Here is a 23,701-nt window from a genome sequence, read left to right on the forward strand (position 1 = left end):
ACGACTACATACTCAAACGCCCTATTCAGACTCGCTTTCGCTGCGGCTCCGTCTCTTCAACTTAACCTCGCATGCAATCGTAACTCGCCGGTTCATTCTACAAAAGGCACGCCATCACCCATTAACGGGCTTTGACTTGTTGTAGGCACACGGTTTCAGGTTCTATTTCACTCCCCTTCCGGGGTGCTTTTCACCTTTCCCTCACGGTACTGGTTCACTATCGGTCACTAGGGAGTATTTAGCCTTGGGAGATGGTCCTCCCGGATTCCGACGGAATTCCTCGTGTTCCGCCGTACTCAGGATCCTCCTAGGTGCCTTCCAAATTTCATCTACGGGGCTTTCACCCTCTCTGACTGACTTTTCCAAGTCATTCGACTATCTGAAAGAACTACCATATCGGAGTCCTACAACCCCAATGAGCAAGCTCATTGGTTTGGGCTTTTCCCGTTTCGCTCGCCGCTACTCAGGGAATCGAATTTTCTTTCTCTTCCTGCAGGTACTTAGATGTTTCAGTTCTCTGCGTCTACCTCGTATACGCTATGTATTCACGTATACGTAACATCCTATAAAAGATGCTGGGTTCCCCCATTCGGAAATCTCTGGATCATAGCTTACGTACAGCTCCCCAAAGCATATCGGTGTTAGTCCCGTCCTTCATCGGCTCCTAGTGCCAAGGCATCCACCGTGCGCCCTTATTCACTTAACCTTATCAACCTTACGGTTGGGTTTTGATCTTTCTTCTAGCGATAGAAGTCCAATCAAGAAAAATAAGCAATTGAACTTATTAAAAAACTCATTCAACGCGGTGTTCTCGGTTTGTATTACTTACATTTTTACTTCAATATCCAGTTTTCAATGAACAAGTATATAACAACATACGTTGTTAATGGAGCCTAGCGGGATCGAACCGCTGACCTCCTGCGTGCAAAGCAGGCGCTCTCCCAGCTGAGCTAAGGCCCCGGGTTAAATTTTGAGTAGACCTCTCAAAACTGAACAAAGTATCGACAAACGTGTGTAGTCTCCGTAATATTCCTTAGAAAGGAGGTGATCCAGCCGCACCTTCCGATACGGCTACCTTGTTACGACTTCACCCCAATCATCTATCCCACCTTAGGCGGCTGGCTCCAAAAAGGTTACCTCACCGACTTCGGGTGTTACAAACTCTCGTGGTGTGACGGGCGGTGTGTACAAGGCCCGGGAACGTATTCACCGCGGCGTGCTGATCCGCGATTACTAGCGATTCCGGCTTCATGTAGGCGAGTTGCAGCCTACAATCCGAACTGAGAGAAGCTTTAAGAGATTAGCTTAGCCTCGCGACTTCGCGACTCGTTGTACTTCCCATTGTAGCACGTGTGTAGCCCAGGTCATAAGGGGCATGATGATTTGACGTCATCCCCACCTTCCTCCGGTTTGTCACCGGCAGTCTTGCTAGAGTGCCCAACTAAATGATGGCAACTAACAATAAGGGTTGCGCTCGTTGCGGGACTTAACCCAACATCTCACGACACGAGCTGACGACAACCATGCACCACCTGTCACTTTGCCCCCGAAGGGGAAGCTCTATCTCTAGAGTGGTCAAAGGATGTCAAGACCTGGTAAGGTTCTTCGCGTTGCTTCGAATTAAACCACATGCTCCACCGCTTGTGCGGGCCCCCGTCAATTCCTTTGAGTTTCAACCTTGCGGTCGTACTCCCCAGGCGGAGTGCTTAATGCGTTAGCTGCAGCACTGAAGGGCGGAAACCCTCCAACACTTAGCACTCATCGTTTACGGCGTGGACTACCAGGGTATCTAATCCTGTTTGCTCCCCACGCTTTCGAGCCTCAGCGTCAGTTACAGACCAGAGAGCCGCCTTCGCCACTGGTGTTCCTCCATATATCTACGCATTTCACCGCTACACATGGAATTCCACTCTCCTCTTCTGCACTCAAGTCTCCCAGTTTCCAATGACCCTCCCCGGTTGAGCCGGGGGCTTTCACATCAGACTTAAGAAACCGCCTGCGCTCGCTTTACGCCCAATAAATCCGGACAACGCTTGCCACCTACGTATTACCGCGGCTGCTGGCACGTAGTTAGCCGTGGCTTTCTGGTTAGATACCGTCAAGGGGTGAACAGTTACTCTCACCCTTGTTCTTCTCTAACAACAGAGTTTTACGATCCGAAAACCTTCTTCACTCACGCGGCGTTGCTCGGTCAGACTTTCGTCCATTGCCGAAGATTCCCTACTGCTGCCTCCCGTAGGAGTTTGGGCCGTGTCTCAGTCCCAATGTGGCCGATCACCCTCTCAGGTCGGCTATGCATCGTGGCCTTGGTGAGCCGTTACCTCACCAACTAGCTAATGCACCGCGGGTCCATCCATCAGCGGCACCGTAAAGCGCCTTTCAAAACGAAACCATGCGGTTTCGATTGTTATACGGTATTAGCACCTGTTTCCAAGTGTTATCCCCTTCTGATGGGCAGGTTACCCACGTGTTACTCACCCGTTCGCCACTCCTCTTTTCCCGGTGGAGCAAGCTCCGGTGGGAAAAGAAGCGTTCGACTTGCATGTATTAGGCACGCCGCCAGCGTTCGTCCTGAGCCAGGATCAAACTCTCATAATAAAAGTTAGAACAATCTTGCGATTGTTAAGCTCAATTTGTTTGCTAGCATATTGCTTGCTTGTTAAAAATGTTTGTTGTCTTGAATTGAATCAAGACGCCCTACACATTTGGTTTGTCTTACTTTGTTCAGTTTTCAAAGGTCTACATGATAAATGAAACACAACTGCCTCAATTCATCATTTGTGATTGCCGTAGCAACTTTTATATCTTAGCAAACTCTCGGATGATTGTCAACTATTTTTTAAAAGTTTTTTGAACTCGTTTTTCACGAGGTCGTTTTAGCAACTCACTCATAATAACTTGTTACTTGTTATTTGTCAATCACTTTTTTTGTTTTTTTCTTTGCGAAACTAACTTCAATCAGTGAATCACTCAAAAGCAACTTCGTTATCTTATCATGTGTTAACAAACATGTCAATCACTAATTTTAAGAATCGATTTGTTTGTTTTCCGTTCTTTCGAACAAATAATAATATACCAACATCAATTTTGAAAGTCAACTAAAAAAAGACTGATTTATCAACATTTTTAAGAGAGTCGATCATTAAAAACGGGAAGCACAAAATCATTCGTTTTTAACGTGCTTTTCCTCCTATTTAAACTAGTTTCACCATGACAATGTTCATTTTTTAATTTGTTTGATCAAATTTCTTTTTTTCTTGCTATTGTTGTGTAAGTGTTCTCAATTCATTATTTCGTTTAATTGGTGTTTCTCCTTGATTTAAATCACTTTCTATTTTTGTTTCCTCTTTTATCTTAGATTTCCACCCTTCTCCCCTCTTCTTCTAAAATTTTCCTTAACAAAGCGCTGCTTTTATCTATTTATCTATTTTTTTGCTAAAATATTAAGAGTAAACACATTAATCGATGGAGGATCTACTTATGAAAATATTAATCGCAGATGACGACAAGGAAATTGTTGAATTACTTAGTATCTACGTACACAATGAAGGCTACGAAGCAGTAAAAGCCTATGATGGAAAAGAAGCATTATCGAAAGTAAGAACGATTCCTGATATTGAACTACTTATATTAGATATCATGATGCCCGAGATGGACGGCATGCAAGTGGTCAAAGAATTAAGAAAAGAATCTCAGATCCCAATCATCATGTTGACCGCGAAAACAACAGATATGGATAAAATCAAAGGATTAGTAGCTGGCGCAGATGATTATGTGACAAAACCATTCAATCCCCTTGAAGTGATGGCTAGAGTAAAATCTTTGTTACGTCGCACAAAAATGCAAGTCACACCGGATCAACCAGATGTACTGGAAGTAAATTCTTTGATTATCAATAAAGACTCGCACGAAGTCAAAACAATCGATGGAAAAGAAATCCAACTGACTGCCTTAGAATTTGGTATTCTATATCTTCTTGCAAGTCATCCTAACCATGTATTCAGTGCAGATGAAATCTTTGAACGTGTCTGGAAACAAGAAAGTATTGTTTCTGCTAAAACAGTAATGGTTCATGTTAGTCATTTAAGAGACAAGATTGAAGAAGCAACAGGTGGAGAAAAAGTCATTCAAACCGTTTGGGGAGTGGGCTATAAAATTGATGCAAGATAAAAAAGTGATCGAAAAACGACGCCGGATCAATCTGACATCTAAAGAAATCAGTGAATTATTAGCAGAAGGAATCATTACGATCATCCTTCTGCTTCTATTGAATGTAGCGATGTTGGTCATTATCAGTTCGATCATCAGTAGTTCACCTTCTTTGACAAACGCTATTTGGGATTCTAAAAATATTTTTGCCCAGCGTTTAGATAGTGATTTGTTTTGGAATGGTCGAAACTTTATTTTTCCTGTTTTCTTTTTATTAGATGTTGGTGTATTATACTGGCGATTGATTCGTCGCTACCGACAAATGCAATTACGACACATTATTAGTGAATTACATTATATCGCTAATGGCAATTATGACCATCGTATCCCTTTCGAATTAAGTGGCGACCTTAGTCGTGTAGTCAAAAGTATCAATGGTTTAGTGGACAGTACGGTAGCGGCGATTGAAGACGAACGTAAAATCGAAAAATCAAAAGACGAACTGATTACAAACGTCAGTCATGATATTCGCACACCTTTAACATCAATTATTGGCTATTTAGGTCTTATTGAAGATGGTCAATATCAAACAGAAGAAGATCTGTTGAAATATACCCACACTGCTTATGTCAAAGCGAAACAAATGAAATCACTGGTAGAAGATCTGTTCGAGTATACCAAGGTACGTCAGCCAGCGGTTCCTGTGAATTTTTCTGCATTTGATTTGATCCAATTGATTGAACAATTGGCAGCTGATTTTGAACTAGAAGCTTCTAAAAAGGAGATTCAAATTTTTGTTGAATCTCCAATCAATTCACTGATCATGGATGGTGATACTGAAAAGTTAGTTCGCGTATTCAATAATCTACTGACCAATGCCTTAAAATATGGCAAAGGTGCAACAAAGATCATCATTGGAATTGAAAAGCTTGGTTCGGAAGTTGTCGTTGTCGTCAAAAACAATGGTGCTATGATCCCCCAACAAGCCATTGACAATCTATTTGATCGATTTTACCGGGTGGAAGAATCCCGTTCACAAGAAACTGGCGGGACAGGGCTTGGTCTAGCCATTGCACAAAGTATCGTAGCATTGCACGGTGGCTATATCTATGCGAAGTCAGATCAAGATTGGACGTCTTTTATCATGCATTTCCCGCTTAAAAAAAATGAAAAGTTAGTCGGCAATCTGACAGAACATATTGACGGAAACTAAATTTTTCGCTATTCTTAGAATACAAATAAAAGAAAACAGTGAACCCAGTACATTTTATTTTTTTCAAGAGAGCTGATGGTTGGTGCAAATCAGTAAAAAATAATTTCGAAGTTCCAGTTCACCCGATGTGCCTTTCGAAATAAGAAAGGTCGGTAACAGCCGTTATCTGTTTACAAGTGCAGTCTCGATAGACTGAACTTGGGTGGTACCGCGAAACTCAAACTAGTTCGTCCCAAGATATTTCTTTGGATGAGCTGGTTTTTTTTTACAAAAAAAGGAGGAAAAGAAATGTTAGATATTAAAATGATCCGTCAAAATGTTGACTATGTACAAGAAAAATTAACGTCACGTGGCGTTAAAAAAAAAGTCTTAGCGGAGTTTGTGGAGTTAGATGAATCTCGTAGAAAATTGTTGGTTGAAAGTGAAGAATTGAAAAAATACCGTAATGATGTATCTGCTGAAATCGCCCAATTAAAGCGTAATAAAGAAGAGGCAACTGCGAAGATCGCTGAAATGAAAGAAGTCGGTGGGAAAATCAAAGCACTAGACGAAGAAGTTGCACAAGTTGATGAAAAATTACAACAAATCGCTACAAGTCTCCCTAATTTACCTCATGATTCTGTGCCGGTGGGTAAAGATGAAGAGGATAACGTGGAAGCTCGTCGTTGGAGTGAACCTCGTCAATTTGCTTTTGAACCAAAACCTCACTGGGAAATTGCTGAAAATCTAGGTATTCTTGATTTTGAACGTGGGGCAAAAGTATCAGGAAGCCGCTTTGTTTACTATAAAGGATTAGGTGCTCGCTTAGAACGTGCCCTTTATAATTTTATGTTAGATCAACACGTCTATGAACATGGCTATACTGAAATGATGACACCTTACGCTGTAAACAGCCAAGCCATGTTTGGTACTGGTCAATTCCCCAAATTTAAAGAAGATGTTTTCCAATTAGCTGATACAGATTTAACTTTGATCCCAACAGCTGAAGTCCCTTTAACAAACTACTACAGCAATGAAATCTTAGCAAAAGAAGATTTACCTGTTTACTTCACTGCACTTAGCCCAGCATTCCGTTCAGAAGCAGGTAGTGCTGGTCGTGATACTCGTGGATTGATTCGTCTTCATCAGTTCAATAAAGTAGAAATGGTGAAATTTGCTGATGAAGAACATTCATATGAAGAACTTGAAAAAATGACCGCTGACGCAGAGGACATTTTGAAGAAACTGCACTTACCTTACCGTGTTATGACATTATCAACTGGGGATATGGGCTTTTCAGCAGCGAAAACCTACGATTTAGAAGTATGGATTCCTGCACAAGATACGTATCGTGAAATCAGTTCTTGCTCAAACTGTGAAGATTTCCAAGCGCGCCGTGCAATGATCCGTTACCGAGATGCAGATGGAAAAATCCATTATGCACATACATTGAATGGTTCTGGTTTAGCAGTTGGCCGTACGGTTGCTGCCATCCTTGAAAACTATCAAAATGAAGATGGTTCAGTCACAGTTCCAGAAGTACTCGTGCCTTACATGGGGAACCTAAAAGTAATCAAGTAAACAATAAAGCAGCTAAGTGATTCGTTGGCACGAATTGCTTAGCTGCTTTTTTATGATCAAGAAGTTTGATTATGATTCTACAGAATAGTTTGGTGCTTCTTTCGTAATTTGTACATCATGTGGGTGAGATTCTTTCAAACCACTGCCACTCATTTGAATGAACTGTGCATCATCTCTTAATTGTTTTAGGTTCGCTGATCCAACATAACCCATCCCTGATTTTAAACCACCAATCATTTGGAAGAGAATGTCTGCCACGCTTCCTTTGTACGCTACACGTCCTTCAATACCTTCTGGCACTAACTTATTGGCTTCATTCGTGCCACCTTGGAAGTAACGGTCTTTTGATCCTTTTTCCATGGCACCTAATGAGCCCATTCCACGGTATGTCTTGAAACGACGCCCTTGATAGATCTCAAATTCACCTGGAGATTCATCGGTTCCTGCTAACATACTACCTAACATGACAGCATGTCCACCCGCTGCTAAAGCTTTGACGATATCACCAGAATATTTGATCCCACCATCTGCAATAATGGTTTTACCATATTGGCGCGCAACTGATGCTGCATCGTAAATGGCTGTTAATTGGGGAACACCCACACCAGCAACCACACGTGTCGTACAAATCGAACCTGGTCCGATACCTACTTTGACCACGTCAACACCAACATCGTATAAAGCTTTTGTTGCTTCTGCTGTTGCTACATTACCAGCAATCAATGTTGCATCTTTAAATGTTGTGCGAATTTCTTGGATTTTACGGATTACACCTGCACTATGTCCATGCGCCGTATCAATGACAATGGCATCTGCGCCAGCATCAAGTAAAGCTTGTGCACGTTCAAATGTGTCGCTAGTGACACCAACTGCGGCAGCTACCAACAAACGACCATGTTCATCTTTTGCTGCATTTGGAAACTCGATTACTTTTTCGATATCTTTGATCGTGATCAAACCACTTAATCGACCTGCATCATCAACGATTGGTAGTTTTTCTATTTTATGTTGTTGTAAGATTTTTTCTGCATCTTTTAGAGAAGTGCCTACTGGGGCTGTTACTAAGTTTTCTTTTGTCATGACTTCGCTGATTTCGATATGAAAGTCTGTAACAAAACGCATATCACGGTTTGTAATGATTCCTACTAATTTGCGGTTTTCCAATGTTTCGACGATTGGAACTCCACTAATACGGTATCTGCTCATTAATTCTTCAGCATCTGCGACCAAGTGTTGTGGTGTCAAGAAGAATGGGTCAATGATTACACCACTTTCAGAACGTTTCACTTTACGTACTTCGTCTGCTTGTTCGCTGATTGTCATGTTTTTATGAATGACACCTAGACCACCCTGTCTTGCCATAGCAATCGCCATCTTGCTGTCAGTAACTGTATCCATACTTGCACTGATGATAGGAATATTCAATTTGATATTTTTTGCTAATTGTACACTCATATCCACTTCGTTTGGTAACACGTGACTTTCTGCTGGTATCAATAAGACATCATCAAAAGTAAATCCTTTTTTCGTGAACTTTGTTTCCCAGTTGGACATTTTTAGTACCACTCCTCTTGTTTAGTTTATCTACTAAAATAATCGATTTTCTTTTGTAAGTCAACAACTTCTACCAATCCCTTGTTTTTTCTAAGGAACTACTCAGTGAATCCTAAAAAAAGAACGTACCAGCATAATGAAGCGTCTCCTAATGTTTGATCAAAATCAAATATTAGTTAGCGTTTTCATGTGCTGCACGTTTTTTTCTTATTCAATATTTTTATTAAGCTGAAACTAGTACACTTCAAGAAAGAAAAGAGGCGTTTCACTTTTTAAACATTTGCTTCGATCAATTCTTTGATCGTTTCAATCTCATTTAAATAATATAGTTTATAGGGAATGCTTAAGCCTTTTTTCTTCGTCTCTTCGTCAAGATACTTTTCATCGACATCTGTATACACAAGTAAATCAGCAGCTAGTGTCTCCGGCTTTCTTGTATTATAGCTGATGAACTCCAGTTCGATTTCTGGCCCTAAAACAGACCGCATTTCTTTTTGAAACTTTCTTCCATGCCCGAGAATAAATTGTCCAGTTTTGATCCCTCCATATCCTAAAGGAGGTACTCCGTCAACATGAATAGAAAATATCCATTTAACTTTTTTCATATTCATTCACCCCTCATCGTTTAACTATCTCGCTCAACATGTTTTATAACATCAGTGAGCATCTCTATTATTTGATAATAACACTCTTTTATTATTTTTTATAATAATAAAAGAAGAGCGTTTTGAGATCATGGTCGTCACTGTAAGAACAATAGAAATAAACAGTAAAGAAGAGAACGTGCAGCGTAATGCTAACACGTTCTCTTCTTTACTGTTCGTCTCGTAAGTCACATAATTTCTAGATCCAATGAATTATCTTCTTGGAACAGAAAGACTGCCAACGATGCCATATTTTTTCTTTAAATAGTAACGCAACGCAAGAGCTGCTGCACCGATGATGATGATCACTACTGGATCTAATAACGGGTTCACAATTGGTGGCAACAAGGTTGTTGCTGAAAAAGCAATGACCCAGATCAATGTCGTTCCACCCAAAATCAACAAGGTTTTACCCATTCCAGGTTTTTTACTGCGATCAGCACCTGGATACTCATACTGGTAAATATACTTGTACATCAAGTAAAAGACCCATCCACCAATAGCTGAACCTAGTACAAGTGTGGTGATTCCATAAGCAGGCGTTGTTTCACGTGAAAACAATCCAGTGATTGCGATCATCACACTCAATAATCCGAGTAAGAGCAATGTATTGTCCAACCACATCAACGTTGGCGTCGAAGAAGTTTTCACTTCGACCGGTTTATTGATGATTGCTTCTGTTCTTTCAGATACCGTTCCAAATAATTGGCGGGCTGTTTTCCCACCTTTTTGTTCGGATACTAAAACGGGTAACATCTCATGCAAAGCCGTTACTTTTTCTTCTTCTGATAAATTCGCTGCTTCTAGCGACTTCTTTAAGTCAAAAATATATTGTTGATTACGTTTTGTTAGTTGTTCTTCTAACTGCGCATTTTCTTTTACGATTTCGCGTAACTGTTCTGCTTCCATTATTTTACAGTCCTCCTTAGACGCTGACGGTTGTCACAAAAGACATTTTAACATATCACATACACCGTATGATAGCCTTTTTATACATTAAAACGGAATAACATAACGTCGCCATCTTGAACGACATAGTCTTTCCCTTCTAATCGTACACGTCCGGCTTCTTTCGCTGCATGCATCGTTCCGTATTGGTCTAAATCTTCAAATGAGACTGTTTCTGCACGGATAAAGCCACGTTCAAAATCGGTATGAATGATTCCTGCAGCTTGTGGTGCTTTGATTCCTTTTTTGAACGTCCACGCACGAACTTCTTGTTCACCTGCTGTAAAGTATGTTGCTAATCCTAATAGGTCATACGCCGCACGAATCAATTGATCCAACCCTGACTCTTCAATGCCTAATGCTTCAAGAAACTCTGCTTTATCTTCGTCGTCCAGCTCAGCAATTTCTTCTTCTGCTCTGGCGCTAACGACAATAACTTCTGCGTTTTCTTCTGCAGCAAAATTACGCACTGCTTGAACATACTCATTCGCATCAGCATTGGCTACTTCATCTTCTGCCACATTAGCAACATACAAGATCGGTTTTGTTGTTAACAAGAATAAAGATTTAACGATTTTTTGTTCTTCTTCTGTAAATTCGATCGAACGTGCTGAACGTCCATCTTCTAATACTGGTTTGATTTTCTCCAACACCGCTAATTCAGCAACTGCATCTTTATCTTTTGTTTTTGCAATTTTTGCCACACGTGTATATCGCTTCGTCACTGACTCTAAATCAGCTAAGACAAGCTCTAGATTGATCGTATCAATATCTGCTAAAGGATCGACACGTCCTTCTACGTGTGTGATGTTGTCATCGTCAAAACAACGAACGACATGACAGATTGCATCTACTTGGCGAATATGACTTAAAAATTGGTTTCCTAATCCTTCGCCTTTACTTGCACCCTTAACGATTCCAGCAATATCTGTAAATTCAAAGGTTGTTGGTACAGTTTTCTTTGGTTTTACTAATTCGGTTAAACGTTGTAAACGCCAATCGGGTACTTCAACCATTCCAATATTTGGATCAATAGTCGCAAAAGGATAGTTGGCAGCCTCTGCTCCCGCCTTTGTAATTGCATTGAACAAAGTTGATTTTCCTACGTTGGGTAAACCCACAATTCCAGCAGTTAATGCCATAAATTCATTCACTCTTTCTCTACATTTTTTTCAAGTACTTTTTTCATTTTTTTCTCAAATTCTCGACGGGTCATCATCACGATATGACCGCAATTCATACATTTGATTTTGATATCAGCGCCCATTCGGATAATCTCCCAACGGTTCGTTTGACAAGCATGAGGTTTTTTCATTTCTACGATATCATGTAAGTCGTACATAACATAGCCTCCCTCTGTTTATTCTTCATCAAATTGAATATTTAGAATATCAAGAATTCTAGTTAAATCATTTTGTGAAAGATATTCGATTTCGATTTTACCTTTCCCATTCTTTTCTTGGATGGCGACACTTGTTCCAAATTTATCCATCAAGCGATCTTCACTCTCACGGATATAATACGGTTTTTCCTTTGCTAAACGTGGGATTTTTTTCTTTTCTTGCCCATCATTTTGATTCAGCTCGGAAACGATCTGCTCTAATTGTCGAACCGTTAGATTTTCTGTTACGACACGATTGGCTAATTTTAATATCAATTGTTTATTTTTTAATCCAAGTAACGTACGAGCTTGTCCCATAGATAATCGTTGATCTTGGACCATTTCTTTCACTAAATCAGGCAATGTCAATAAACGCAAATAGTTTGCGATATAAGGACGACTTTTCCCTAAACGACTTGCAACTTCAGCTTGTGTCAACTTTAAGTTCTTCATCAACATCTCGTAAGCTTCTGCTTCTTCTAAAGGATTTAAGTCTTCACGTTGTAAGTTTTCTAAAACTGCAACTTGCATCATCGCTTCTTCGTCGAAATCTCTGACAATTGCAGGAATCGTTTCTTTTCCAGCTAACTTAGACGCCCGGAAACGACGTTCACCTGCGATGATCTCATAACCTTTCACCGACGAACGACGAACAATGATCGGTTGAAAGACACCGGAGTACTCGATCGAGTTCGCTAATTCTTGCAATGATACTTCTTCAAATGTTTTACGTGGTTGATACGGATTAGGACGCAATTCGTTGAGTGGCAACTGAATGACAGTTTCATCTTTCACGTTAACTGTTTCTAAATTTTCCAAATCTTGAAACAGCGCGTCGATTCCCCGACCTAGTCCTTTACTTTTCTTCACGATCGACCACTTCCTTTGCTAATGCTTGATACACTTCAGCGCCCCTGGAACGCGGATCATAATCAATGATAGGTTTTCCATGACTTGGTGCTTCTGACAAACGAATGTTTCGAGGAATCACTGTCTCATACACTTTTTCACGGAAATACTTCCGCACTTCTTCCACCACTTCATTTCCTAGATTCGTTCGAGCGTCATACATCGTCAATAATACCCCTTCGATTTCCAATTCAGGGTTGAAGTGTTTTTGAACCAAGCGAACAGTATTCAGTAGTTGACTTAACCCTTCTAATGCATAGTACTCACACTGCACAGGGATCAAAATCGAATCACTTGCAGTAAATGAGTTGATGGTTAGATGACCTAGAGATGGTGGGCAATCAATTAAAATGTAGTCATACTGATCGTTGACTTCAGCCAGTGAACTTTTTAAACGTGATTCTCTTGCCATCATTGAGGTCAATTCAATCTCTGCTCCCGCTAATTGAAGAGTGGCAGGCACAATGCTCAAGTTTTCATGTTCAGTAGCAATTGTCGCTTCAGGAATTGGTAACTCATTGACTAATACATCATAAATATCTTGTGTCACATCAGGTTTACGAATGCCTACTCCGCTAGTGGCATTTCCTTGTGCATCCATATCTACTAGCAACACTTGTTTACCTAAACTTGCTAAACAAGCACCTAGATTTACAGTTGTCGTTGTTTTACCAACGCCGCCTTTTTGATTTGCAACGGATATAATTTGTGCCATCTCTTCTCCTCCTACTTGATTGGTTGCTTATTCGGCAACCCAGGTTTTCTTGGATACTTCTTCGGTGTTGGTTTTTTCTTCTGTATAATCAGAATGTGGCGTTTGTCCGAGACTTTAGGTAGTTCAATTGCTTGCTCTCCGATAAATTTACCACCTAATTGCGCAATCGCTGGTTTCGCTTCTGCCAATTCTTCTTCGCTTTTCGCAGCTTTCAGTGCATAGAAATAGCCCTCTTGTTTCACTAATGGTAAACACAGTTCCGTCAATACATTTAAACGTGCCACTGCACGAGCAGTCACAAAATCAAATGATGCACGGAATTGCGAATTTTGCCCAAATGTTTCTGCACGATCATGATAAAGAGATGCATCGATTTCTAATTGATTCGTTAACTCAGTTAAAAAAGTGATTCGCTTATTCAAGGAATCAACAATCGTTATTTGTAACTCAGGAAAAGCAATTTTTAAAGGAATACTTGGAAACCCAGCCCCTGAGCCGACGTCACATAAAGTCAGGCCAGTTGAAAAATCAACATCAAATGCCAACGTCAATGAATCATAAAAGTGTTTTAAGTAAACTTCTTCTCGATCAGTGATCGCCGTCAAATTCATTTTTTCATTCCACTCCACTAATAAATGAAAATAACTGTCAAACTGCGCCATTTGCTTATCCGATAAATGAATGTCTTTTTCTGCCAAGACTTGGCGAAATTCTTCTGGTGTCATAATTTATCCTTTCATTGTGAAACAGCTAATTGTTTCACAGAATCTCTTCCTACTTTAACGCAAAATGAGCCGAGTTGCAATCTTTCTATATATAAATTTAAAGGAAGTTATGCCAAATTCGGAAGTAGGTAAATTCTTGTTCTACAATAAAAAAATAATCCGCCCTCGGACAACACAAAAAGAGTGTGCTGCCCATTGCTCACACTCCTTTATTTTCTATTATTTAGTTAGACAACAATCACTTCTCAATAGTGCTTTTATCGATCGTTCACTTTTGTAGCAAGGGTTAGAACAATTGATTCGCTAATTCTTTGTCACGTGCCACCATTTCATTGATTTTTTGGGTGATTTCATCGGCGAGCGTTTGAAACTGTTCCGACATCTGATCGATCTGGCAGATCTTATCTCTAAATTCCTGTGTTGGCTCATCGACAATCTCTCATTTTGTACAATTAACTTCGGCTAATGTTTCAATTACCTCGTTGTACGTCAAATGTGGCGTATAATTGCGTATTCTTCCCAACCAGTCATTCCCTAACTCTTCCAACTCCGTGATCCCGCTTTGGTAAATCACGCGAACATTGCTCATCGCCTCATCAAATTTACTTGCTGCGGTCCGTACGACAGCTAATGCTTGGCTATCTTCTAAATAAATTTTTTCTGATTGAGAAAGTCCGCCGCCACTTGCAGTCAGCTTCTTACCTAACTCTTTTAAGGTCAAGAATTCTTTGACTTGAACCTTGAGCCACTCATTTTCTTCTTTCACACGCTTGATTTCATCTAGCGTATGCTCGCCACTGACTGCTAGTAGTTTGATCATTGCTTCGTTTTCCAAAAGTGTTTGTTGCCACAAAGTTGCGGCTAACAAGATCCCCCCTTGCCATCGACGTATACGATGATTTGACCATGCTTATCGATATAATTTTCTTCTTCATCTGTTCTGAATTGATCCAGCGAATGGCCAAATGTTTCCCAGCCCGAATTATCGATTCCAAAACTATTGATTGGAAGCATCCCTTTCCCACCAGTGAAAAGCCCACTCGTGACGACATCCGAAGTGTCGTAGATATTGATCAGGGTACCGTTATGATTATCGAATAAGGCTTGTGCAAGCCCTGGTCCTGCCGCGCCGTACGTCACAGCCATTGATTGCTGCGACAAAAAGTGCTTTAGCGCCACCTAATGAGTGCCCTGTCGTTGAGATCGTATAGCCATCTGATTTGGGATACTGCTTTTCAATTTCACGGGCATAGTTCAAGGCAGAAGCAAATGCACCATTTGAGTGTTTGTTGCTCTCCCAAATCTCCACGAGGTTAGTATGCCAATCTTTGAGCGAAGTCGTGCCAGCGTAAGCAATCGTAAGGTTTTTGGTGATGACGGAGTCGGGGAAGCCAGGTAATTTTCTTAATTGCTCTTCATTGTACCCAAGATATTCCTCTTTTATTTTAGCAACTACCATTGCTTGCATACTATTTTTCTTTGGCTTAGATTCATTACCGATTTTGTCTTTATTTGTATCTACTGTTTTTATGACTATATAAGGGATTTCTTTTACTAGATGATTTACTTTTATCAATCCATCTTCAACTTTATACACAGAATCAGATAGCCACCTATTTTGATCCATCAATCTATCCCTCCTTCGTAATAGATAATTTGTTCATCTGCCATAATCGAATTAATTTTTTCTTTTCTTTTTGTAATATAATAAGGACCAGTTCCAGTGCTATCAGAAATCATGTATATAGGTTTATTTGTTTCTGCGGAAATAGTACTTAAACTTACTTCCTCCTCATATACTCCATTAACAGTGAAATAAATGGTCAAAAAATTCATCGGACTCACTGAATATCCAGTGAATTCAATTTTAGTTATCTCCTCATATTCTCTGACCTCTAACAATGCTTTCAAATATTCTTCCGTAGTCATTTCACCTTATCCGCAGTCATACTTTCTGAAAATTTCTTCTTCTTTCTCCCGATTGTTTACATAGAGACGATAATTGTTATACACATAATTCGCCAGATCCTTCTGTATTTCCAGCAATTCTTGAAGATCTTCTTCTCTTTTATCCATGTAGATCTTTCCTCCGATTCCTCCTAAGATAATGATCACTAATACAACTAACCAAAGCCGTTTGTTCATAGATCCTCCTTTCAGTTAGCTACTATTTTTGTCAATGCTTCACAATAAGATACGTATAGTTCATTTTATTCTGCGATCACATTTCAATATTAAGTTATTTTATGTATACTTATAGAGAGAAAGACAAGTGTTGTGACGTATATTTTTTATAAAGTTAATCTCAATTGATTATAACAAAAATAAGGAGGTTTTTTAGATCGAAACAAAAATAAAATTGTTATTTTTAAAATTTTTAATGCTACTTTCTTGCCTGCTTTTTTCTCGATGTTTTTTCATGCGTTATCTCTATTATTATTCTATTACGCTTTTTCCACCATCTGGCCCTGTCGATTTTTGGGTTCCTTTCTTCTTAGTGATAATCATTACGTTATTCCTTTATGTCAGTCTTCACTGTGCTTTCACAAGAAACATCTATCGGGAATGGCTGGTCTTTTTTTCTTTGCTGTACATCACCTTTCTCATTTATTTACTTTTCTTAAAAAATATCGGGATACGAGGCGTAGAATTTCAGCTATTTTCGTGGGTGAAGGATTTGATTTATGGTGATCCAATGATTGTGCTGTTTAATATTTTACTGTTTCTACCTTTAGGCTAGATTTTACCAGTAAGTTGGAAGAATACTATCTTAGTCCTTTCAGCTGTCTTAGGCGTTGAATGGATCCAATATTTCTTTTACCTAGGTATTTTTGATTTAGGGGATGTTTTTGTAAATACTTGTGGGTTTCTTATTGGTGCATGTATAAATAGGTGGCTGATCAGTCGATGGGATATTCAGGTTTCTTCTTTTTTACATAAGTGATTTACTCTATGTTCTTGCTAACAAAAAAAGAGCCGACGAATCAATCATTCGTCGGCTCTTTTTTTGTTTAGTGCTTTATTTAAGCAGATGTTTCCACTTTCGCAATCTTCCCTTGTTCGATGTAGACCATCAAGATGCTTAGGTCCGCTGGATTGACACCGCTGATGCGGCTTGCTTGTGCGATGGTTTCTGGACGGATTTTTTGAAGCTTTTGTTTTGCTTCCGTTGCTAATCCGTTGATCGCAGCGTAGTCAATGTTTTCTGGGATGCGTTTGGCTTCCATTCGTTTTAGTTTTTCTACTTTTTCTAATGCTTTTTTGATGTATCCTTCATATTTTAGTTGAATTTCAACTTGCTCGATTTCTTTACGTGTTAACTCCGCATTTTCTGGAATAAATCGTAATAGATCGGCATAGGTGATTTCTGGGCGACGCAAGAAATCACTTGCTAGCACACCATCTTTTAATGGTGCAGCATTTAATTCTGCTAAAAAGGCTTGGACTTCTGCTGTCGGTTTGATACGAACGTTCATCAAACGTTTGATTTCTTGTTCAACTGCTGCTTTCTTTTTCAAATAAGCAGTATACTGTTCTTCTTTTACTAGACCGATCTGGTGACCCATTTCTGTTAGGCGTAGATCAGCATTATCATGACGAAGAAGTAAACGATATTCTGCCCGGGATGTCAGTAAGCGATAAGGTTCATTCGTTCCTTTTGTGACTAAATCATCGATCATGACACCGATATAGCCGTCACTACGTTTGATGACTAATGGCTCTTTTCCTTGAACTTTCAATGCTGCATTGATTCCTGCAATCAGCCCTTGTCCCGCTGCTTCTTCATATCCACTTGTCCCATTGGTTTGACCGGCCGTATAAAGATTTTCTACGACTTTCGTTTCTAATGTTGGACGCAACTGGTGTGGTTCGACTACATCGTACTCAATGGCATAGCCCGTACGCATCATCTCTGCTTTTTCTAATCCAGCAATCGAATGCAACATATCCACTTGGACGTCTTCTGGAAGTGAAGTTGAAAGTCCTTGAACATACACTTCTTCTGTATTCAATCCTTCTGGTTCTAAAAAGAGTTGATGACGTGGTTTGTCTGCAAAACGGACGATTTTGTCTTCAATTGAAGGACAGTAACGTGCGCCGACGCCTTCAACGATTCCTGTAAACATTGGTGCGCGGTGTAGATTGTCACGAATGATTTGATGGGTCGTTTCACCTGTATAAGTCAACCAACAAGGTTCTTGTTCTAAGTTATAGGCACTGTCCGGTGTGGCAAAGCTAAAATGATTTGGCTCCTTGTCTCCCGGTTGTTCTTCTGTGACAGAGTAATCGATCGTACTTGATTTCACACGTGGAGGCGTTCCGGTTTTAAAACGATCAATGGCAAAACCTAATTCTTTTAAATGATTGGCTAAACCAATTGATGGTTGTGAGTTATTCGGACCAGACGAATATTTTAATTCACCGATAATAATCTCACCACGTAATGCGGTACCTGCAGTGATAACGACTGCTTTTGAACGATAGCTTGCACCTGTTGAAGTGACTACACCACGACAAACCCCATCTTCAACGATCAATTCTTCAACGATTCCTTGTCTTAGTGTCAAATCCTCTTCTTTTTCAATTGTATGTTTCATTTCACTGGCATAGGCATGCTTGTCTGCTTGTGCACGTAATGCTCGGACAGCAGGTCCTTTCCCAGTGTTCAACATTCTCATTTGAATGTATGTCTTATCAATGTTCTTACCCATTTCGCCGCCTAGTGCATCAATCTCGCGTACGACAACGCCTTTGGCTGGACCGCCGACGGAAGGGTTACATGGCATAAATGCCACCATATCTAAATTGATCGTTAATAGTAACGTTTTTGACCCCATACGTGCAGCAGCCAAAGCGGCTTCTGAACCAGCATGTCCTGCACCGACAACGATCACATCATATTCTTCTGCTTGATAATGATTCAAGAACTGTTCCTCCTTTATTTTCCAAGACAAAATTGACTAAACAATTGTGTGATCAATTCATCTTGGACACTATCTCCTACGACTTCACCAAGGTAATCCCAACAGCGAGTCATATCCATTTGAACTAGGTCAACAGGCATACCTGCATCGATTCCTGCGATCACTTCTTGTAAAGAGATGGCCGCTTTTTCGAGCAAAGCAATATGACGGGTATTGGATACATAAGTTGCATCTCTTTCGCCAGTTTGCCCGCCAAAGAACAACTCAGAGATGGCCGTTTCTAATCGGTCTAACCCTTCATTATTGGCAACCGAAACAGCGAATACTGGTTCATCCTCGATCAATGATAAAAGCTTGTCTTCCTCTAATTGTTTCGGTAAATCAGTTTTATTCAATAGAATGATCCGCTTCAATCCTTTTGTTGCTTCCAACAACTGTTCATCTTCAATCGTCAACGGCTCGCTTTGATTCAAGACAAGTAAGATCAATTCAGATTCTGCCAAAGCTTTACGACTACGAGCAACACCGATTTGTTCCACGATATCTTCTGTTTCCCGAATACCTGCTGTGTCGATCAGTTTCAACGGTACGCCACGAACATTGACGTATTCTTCAATCACATCTCTTGTCGTTCCCGCAATATCTGTCACGATGGCTTTTTCTTCTCGTAATAAATGGTTCAGTAAGCTTGACTTACCAACGTTTGGACGACCGATGATGGCCGTACTTAATCCTTCTCGTAAGACCTTGCCTTGTTGTGATGTTGCTAAAAGAACTTCGATACGTTGTTGGATCATCTGCGCTTTTTCTAATAGAAGTTTTGTCGTCAATTCTTCCACATCATCATATTCAGGGTAATCGATATTCACTTCGACTTGTGCTAATGTCTCTAAAATTTCTTGTCGAAGGGAACGGATCAATGCAGACAGATTTCCATCTAATTGGTTCAACGCGACACCCATCGCCTTATCTGTTTTTGCACGGATCAGGTCCATGACTGCTTCAGCTTGGGATAAATCAACTCGTCCATTTAAAAAGGCACGCTTTGTAAATTCTCCTGGCTCTGCTAAACGTGCGCCTTCTCTTAATAGAAGCTGTAAAATTTGATTGACGACAACGATGCCCCCATGGCAATTGATTTCTACAACATCTTCTCGGGTAAATGTTCGTGGTGCGCGCATGACGGATACCATGACTTCATCGATTAATTGTTCACTTTTGGGATCGACGATATGCCCATAATGAATCGTATGACTAGGAACATCCAACAACTGTTTATTGCCACTTTGATAGACTTTATTGGCAATGGTCAACGCTTGATCACCGCTTAAACGCACAATACTTATCGCCCCTTCACCCGGTGGCGTAGAGATTGCTGCAATCGTATCAAATTCTAAGGTTATTTCAGCCATTTTTTCACTTCCTTTTTCATTTTACGCACAAAAAAAAGTGCCCACTTCACCCTTTGCAATAAATGGTGAACTTCGCACTTTGACTGCTTGTTCTGTTTAAATTCTGGTCATAGACTATCATATCTACTTCTAGTAATCAAGCTTTTTTGTTTATTTTTATGAAAGTCACTAATCAATCTTAAACTTTGTCTGCACAGGATTCTTTTGACTGAAACTATCATTAGATCACTCTCTATAGAAGTAAATATACTTTTATATCTTTATCTTTGTTCCAAAAAACGTTACACTTAAATGGTAACGGTATCTACATACTTTTTCTTTACCGAAAGGAGCAAAAATTATGGCCCAATTTAAGCCTAGTGCAGTGGACGGAGTAGATGATCCACGAATCAATGAAGTGGTGTTATCTACGGGAAATATCAATCAAAAATATATCGTCAGAGATATCGTATTTGTCGCAGAATGTATTGAAGGGGACTTATTCGACCCTACATTCAATAGTGATGACATGTTCTTGACAACAAAACAAAAATTAAAAAAGAAAGTGTTAGATTATGGCGCAAATGCAGTCATCAATTGTCACTTTGAATATCAACAAAAACCCCGAGATGGCAAACAGATCATCGAACTTTTTGCTTACGGTACCGTGATCCAATTTGTCCAGACAACGATTGGTTGATCACAAAAAAACGTGCAGAGCTTTCGCTCTGCACGTTTTTTCTACCAAAGTAAAGACTACCATCGTATACTCCGATAAGAATGATTTCTAATAAAATATACTTTGTTTGGAAAAGTTTGTCAATCTGATCGCAAGATTTTGGTTCTTCTCTTCGTAATCGCTATCTAGCTGGTTCGACAACTAAGTAACGATATGGTTCATCACCTTCTGAATGGGTTTGTACCCCCTCATGTTTACTTAAGGTCGCGTGGATTTGTTTGCGTTCAAACGCAGGCATCGGTTCTAAAAATACAGGCTGCCCTGTACGCAAGACTTTTTCTGCGGTGCGCTCAGCTAAACGTTGGATGATCTCTTGTCGTTTTTCACGATAGTTGCCTACGTTTACCACGATAGAGAGTTTATTACCGACTACTCGATGGATGAACACCTGCGCCAAATATTGCAAAGCATTTAACGTTTTTCCATGTTTGCCGATCAATAGACCTTGTTTATCCGTTTCTAAATGGAAGACGATCAAATTCGCTTCTCGTGTCATTTTTACTACAGCTGGTGCATTTAGTTGCTGGGAGATCTCAGTGAGATAGGTTGCTAATTCCGATAAAGCTGCTTCGTCACCTAATTCACTTTTTTCTTCAATCAAGTCCTCAGGTTCGATTTCATCCGTATTTTCTGTTTGAATAGATGTTTCTTCCAACACTTCTTCTACGGTTTCTTCGATCGTTTCAGAGACAACTTCGCTGATATTCGGTTCGATTGAAAGTTTGGCATTTCTTTTTCCCATTCCGAGAAATCCTTTTTTTCCTTCATCAAGTATCTCAATAGCGACTTGCTCTTTTGCTAGTCCTAACTCATTCAATCCAATTTCAACAGCTTCATCTACGGTTGCAGCTTCATAAATCGGCATTTGCATTCCCTCCCTTATTTTTTACGTTTTTTCTTAGGACTTTGTGCCTTACGCAAAGCACGTTCTTTTTCACGGATACGTTGTGCTTCTTCTTCACGCTCACGTTTGATTTTAAATGGATTATTGATCAATAGTGTTTGGAACACTTGGAAAGCATTTGACACTACCCAGTATAGTGAAAGTCCACTGGCTAAATTGACCCCCATAACCAAGATCATCACTGGCATCGCAAAATTCATGACTTTCAATGAAGCATTCGATTCCACTTGGCTCATGCTTGATAAATACGTACTTGCAAATGTAAAGATGGCAGCCAACACTGGTAAAATAAAGGTTGGGTCAGCGTTCCCTAAGTTCAACCATAAAAAGTGACCTTGACTCAACGCAGGAACACGAGAAATTGATTGCCATAAAGCCATTAAGATTGGCATTTGTACTAATAAAGGCAAACAACCTGCATATGGATTTACACCATTTTCAGCATATAACCGTTGTTGTGCTTCTCTTAACTTACTTTGTGTTTCAGGATCTTTTGAACTATATTCTTGTTGGATCGCTTTTAGTTTTGGTTGAAGTTCTTGGGTCTTACGCATACTTTTTGTTTGGAAATGCATTAATGGTAATAAAATTACGCGAATGATGATCGTGAATAAAATGATCCCGATCCCAACATTTCCAAATGACAATGCTTTAATCGCTTCTGCAAAATAATAAACAATGTAGCGATCCCAAATTCCTGTACTTTGTGCGCTGACTTCTCCAGTTCCACAACCGGATAAGACGATGATCAGACCGACAAGTCCGGCCATCAAAAGTAAACGTTTGTATTTCTTCACTTACTCTTTTCCTCTCTGTCGATTATTTTTGCAAGCTTTAAGACATGGACTAAGTTGGAGCGAATCTCATCGTAAGTCAGTCCTTTGATGCTTGGTCTAGCAATCACAATAAAATCTAATTCCGGCTCGATCTCTTCTTTCAATGAATAGATCGCCGCACGGATTTTTCGTTTTACTTCATTGCGACATACAGCGTTTCCGACTTTCTTACCTACAGATAAGCCAACACGAAAATGCGGTTGTTCCTTCTTTTCTAAACGGTACACGACAAACTTACGGTTAGCAAAGGAAGCGCCGGTTTGAAACACCGCTTGGAACTCTCGTTCTTTTTTCACTCGATACGCTTTTTTCATTCGTTTTCTTTCCTTTTCTATCTCTCACTTACGCTCCCAATCATACCATATTTCCTATAAGTCTTTCACCTTTTCCTCTAAAAAAGGGCATAAAAAAAAACCACTGTAACCCCAGTGGTCTAAGCTGAAAGAACTTTTCTTCCTTTACGACGACGGCTAGCTAAAACACGACGTCCATTTTTAGTACTCATACGTTTACGGAATCCGTGAACTTTTTGACGTTTACGTTTATTTGGTTGGTATGTTCTTTTCATCTTGTTCCACCTCCAGAAATTCTTATCTACATGTACATGAATTAAACACAGACATACTTTGATAGTATAACGAGTACTTAGGTGATTTGTCAATATAAAAAAAAGCTTTTATTTCGAAAATAATCCTCTCATTTTATCCACAACAGTATTTTTCACGCTGTGTTTACAATGTGGATAAAGTTATGCACAGAAGTTTTCCACAGTGTTTTACCCTCAGTTTTTACACAGAATAAACACCTGAAAATAAGTAATCCACAATTTCATAATTTCTTGTGCATTGATTTCTGTAAGTACTGTCATTATTAATTTTTTTATCCACAGCCCACTGGGTAAATCTCTAGTTTTACACCACTTATCCACCTGTTGATTACTCTTGTGGATATCTTTTTTTCCTCTCTGTGTTTTTCTTCTTTTTTTTTCTTCTGGATACTGTGGATAATTGTTATAAAAAATTTTTTTCTTTTCTTTCTGTGGAAAACTTTTGTAAAAAATGCTAAATTAGTACTAGCTATTTACTTTTAATGAAGGAGGAGGCCTTGT

The 23,701-nt window shown here is 39.7% G+C and carries 21 protein-coding genes, 1 tRNA gene, 2 rRNA genes, 1 pseudogene and 1 other annotated feature (1 of these 26 cut by a window edge); of the genes and pseudogenes, 5 read left to right on the top strand and 20 right to left on the bottom strand.

Annotated features, from left to right (window positions below; genetic code table 11):
* The 3 genes from CYK55_RS13280 to CYK55_RS13290 all read right to left on the bottom strand — a co-directional run.
* A 23S ribosomal RNA gene (locus CYK55_RS13280) occupies positions 1-706 on the bottom strand; it reaches 2,209 nt to the left of the window's first position.
* Between the two features lie 181 nt (positions 707-887).
* Positions 888-960 (bottom strand) — tRNA-Ala (locus CYK55_RS13285).
* A gap of 77 nt (positions 961-1,037) precedes the next feature.
* Positions 1,038-2,598, bottom strand: a 16S ribosomal RNA gene (locus CYK55_RS13290).
* The 16S and 23S rRNA genes sit together here with 1 tRNA gene alongside, the layout of an rRNA operon.
* Before the next feature lie 882 nt (positions 2,599-3,480).
* Between CYK55_RS13290 and CYK55_RS13295 the strand changes: the two genes are divergently transcribed.
* The 3 genes from CYK55_RS13295 to serS all read left to right on the top strand — a co-directional run bounded on the left by CYK55_RS13295 (position 3,481) and on the right by serS (position 6,922).
* Positions 3,481-4,170: a response regulator transcription factor gene (locus CYK55_RS13295; protein ID WP_034690727.1), complete on the top strand. Its 690-nt coding sequence runs from the start codon at positions 3,481-3,483 to the stop codon at positions 4,168-4,170.
* The gene (locus tag CYK55_RS13300) at positions 4,157-5,362 is read left to right on the top strand and encodes a sensor histidine kinase (RefSeq protein WP_200868985.1); all 1,206 of its coding nucleotides are present in this window, start codon (positions 4,157-4,159) and stop codon (positions 5,360-5,362) included. The genes CYK55_RS13295 and CYK55_RS13300 overlap by 14 nt, the downstream gene beginning before the upstream one ends.
* Positions 5,363-5,387: 25 nt before the next feature.
* Positions 5,388-5,600, top strand: a binding site (T-box leader).
* Between the two features lie 50 nt (positions 5,601-5,650).
* Positions 5,651-6,922, top strand: a complete 1,272-nt coding sequence (gene serS / locus CYK55_RS13305) for a serine--tRNA ligase (protein WP_034690720.1) — start codon at positions 5,651-5,653, stop codon at positions 6,920-6,922.
* Positions 6,923-6,991: 69 nt separating this feature from the next.
* Here serS and guaB read toward each other — a convergent pair whose 3' ends face one another.
* The 11 genes and pseudogenes from guaB to CYK55_RS14035 form a co-directional block, all read right to left on the bottom strand.
* Positions 6,992-8,476: an IMP dehydrogenase gene (guaB, locus tag CYK55_RS13310; protein WP_010734584.1), complete on the bottom strand. Its 1,485-nt coding sequence runs from the start codon at positions 8,474-8,476 to the stop codon at positions 6,992-6,994.
* 272 nt (positions 8,477-8,748) lie between these two features.
* Positions 8,749-9,081, bottom strand: coding sequence for a hypothetical protein (locus CYK55_RS13315; protein WP_034690715.1), 333 nt, complete (start codon positions 9,079-9,081; stop codon positions 8,749-8,751).
* Positions 9,082-9,333: 252 nt separating this feature from the next.
* A complete protein-coding gene (locus CYK55_RS13320) occupies positions 9,334-10,029 on the bottom strand; it encodes a DUF1129 domain-containing protein (RefSeq protein WP_019722878.1) in 696 nt (231 codons plus the stop codon).
* Between the two features lie 80 nt (positions 10,030-10,109).
* A complete protein-coding gene (gene ychF / locus CYK55_RS13325) occupies positions 10,110-11,210 on the bottom strand; it encodes a redox-regulated ATPase YchF (protein ID WP_010734581.1) in 1,101 nt (366 codons plus the stop codon).
* A gap of 8 nt (positions 11,211-11,218) precedes the next feature.
* On the bottom strand, positions 11,219-11,410 hold the full coding sequence (locus CYK55_RS13330) for a DUF951 domain-containing protein (protein WP_010734580.1): 192 nt from the start codon (positions 11,408-11,410) through the stop codon (positions 11,219-11,221).
* Positions 11,411-11,428: 18 nt separating this feature from the next.
* Positions 11,429-12,319 carry a ParB/RepB/Spo0J family partition protein gene (locus CYK55_RS13335; protein ID WP_010734579.1) on the bottom strand — a complete coding sequence of 297 codons (891 nt, stop codon included), beginning with the start codon at positions 12,317-12,319 and terminating at the stop codon, positions 11,429-11,431.
* Positions 12,306-13,073, bottom strand: coding sequence for a ParA family protein (locus CYK55_RS13340; protein WP_034690711.1), 768 nt, complete (start codon positions 13,071-13,073; stop codon positions 12,306-12,308). The genes CYK55_RS13335 and CYK55_RS13340 overlap by 14 nt, the downstream gene beginning before the upstream one ends.
* A gap of 11 nt (positions 13,074-13,084) precedes the next feature.
* Positions 13,085-13,798 (bottom strand): 16S rRNA (guanine(527)-N(7))-methyltransferase RsmG, encoded by a 714-nt coding sequence (gene rsmG / locus CYK55_RS13345; protein ID WP_034690708.1) that lies wholly within the window; start codon positions 13,796-13,798, stop codon positions 13,085-13,087.
* Between the two features lie 286 nt (positions 13,799-14,084).
* Positions 14,085-15,425: pseudogene (locus tag CYK55_RS13350) on the bottom strand (lipase family protein).
* Positions 15,425-15,727: a hypothetical protein gene (locus tag CYK55_RS14030; RefSeq protein ID WP_338142406.1), complete on the bottom strand. Its 303-nt coding sequence runs from the start codon at positions 15,725-15,727 to the stop codon at positions 15,425-15,427. The pseudogene CYK55_RS13350 and the gene CYK55_RS14030 overlap by 1 nt, the downstream one beginning before the upstream one ends.
* Positions 15,728-15,733: 6 nt before the next feature.
* Positions 15,734-15,943, bottom strand: a complete 210-nt coding sequence (locus CYK55_RS14035) for a hypothetical protein (RefSeq protein WP_338142407.1) — start codon at positions 15,941-15,943, stop codon at positions 15,734-15,736.
* A 595-nt stretch (positions 15,944-16,538) separates the two neighbouring features.
* On the opposite strand from CYK55_RS14035, the gene CYK55_RS14100 reads away from it, so the two are divergent.
* A complete protein-coding gene (locus CYK55_RS14100; RefSeq protein ID WP_080693194.1) occupies positions 16,539-16,742 on the top strand; it encodes a VanZ family protein in 204 nt (67 codons plus the stop codon).
* A gap of 79 nt (positions 16,743-16,821) precedes the next feature.
* Here the strand turns inward: CYK55_RS14100 and mnmG are convergent, their stop codons facing one another.
* Positions 16,822-18,723 carry a tRNA uridine-5-carboxymethylaminomethyl(34) synthesis enzyme MnmG gene (gene mnmG, locus CYK55_RS13365; protein WP_126134419.1) on the bottom strand — a complete coding sequence of 634 codons (1,902 nt, stop codon included), beginning with the start codon at positions 18,721-18,723 and terminating at the stop codon, positions 16,822-16,824.
* A gap of 14 nt (positions 18,724-18,737) precedes the next feature.
* Complete coding sequence (mnmE, locus tag CYK55_RS13370; protein WP_034689708.1) at positions 18,738-20,135, bottom strand: tRNA uridine-5-carboxymethylaminomethyl(34) synthesis GTPase MnmE; 1,398 nt, start codon at positions 20,133-20,135, stop codon at positions 18,738-18,740.
* A 340-nt stretch (positions 20,136-20,475) separates the two neighbouring features.
* Here mnmE and CYK55_RS13375 point away from each other — a divergent pair, with 340 nt between their 5' ends.
* Entirely contained in the window at positions 20,476-20,814 is a 339-nt protein-coding gene (locus tag CYK55_RS13375) for a heavy metal-binding domain-containing protein (protein WP_010734567.1), read from the top strand.
* A 160-nt stretch (positions 20,815-20,974) separates the two neighbouring features.
* Here CYK55_RS13375 and jag read toward each other — a convergent pair whose 3' ends face one another.
* From jag to rpmH, 4 genes are all read right to left on the bottom strand, one after another.
* Complete coding sequence (gene jag, locus CYK55_RS13380; protein ID WP_034689706.1) at positions 20,975-21,718, bottom strand: RNA-binding cell elongation regulator Jag/EloR; 744 nt, start codon at positions 21,716-21,718, stop codon at positions 20,975-20,977.
* Positions 21,719-21,732: 14 nt separating this feature from the next.
* Entirely contained in the window at positions 21,733-22,554 is an 822-nt protein-coding gene (locus CYK55_RS13385; protein WP_010734565.1) for a YidC/Oxa1 family membrane protein insertase, read from the bottom strand.
* Positions 22,551-22,907, bottom strand: a complete 357-nt coding sequence (gene rnpA / locus CYK55_RS13390) for a ribonuclease P protein component (RefSeq protein WP_010734564.1) — start codon at positions 22,905-22,907, stop codon at positions 22,551-22,553. The genes CYK55_RS13385 and rnpA overlap by 4 nt, the downstream gene beginning before the upstream one ends.
* Positions 22,908-23,026: 119 nt before the next feature.
* Entirely contained in the window at positions 23,027-23,161 is a 135-nt protein-coding gene (gene rpmH / locus CYK55_RS13395) for a 50S ribosomal protein L34 (RefSeq protein WP_002293121.1), read from the bottom strand.
* Between the last annotated feature and the right edge of the window lie 540 nt (positions 23,162-23,701).

It is taken from the genome of Enterococcus mundtii (assembly GCF_003957375.1).
Lineage (GTDB): Bacteria > Bacillota > Bacilli > Lactobacillales > Enterococcaceae > Enterococcus_B > Enterococcus_B spodopteracolus.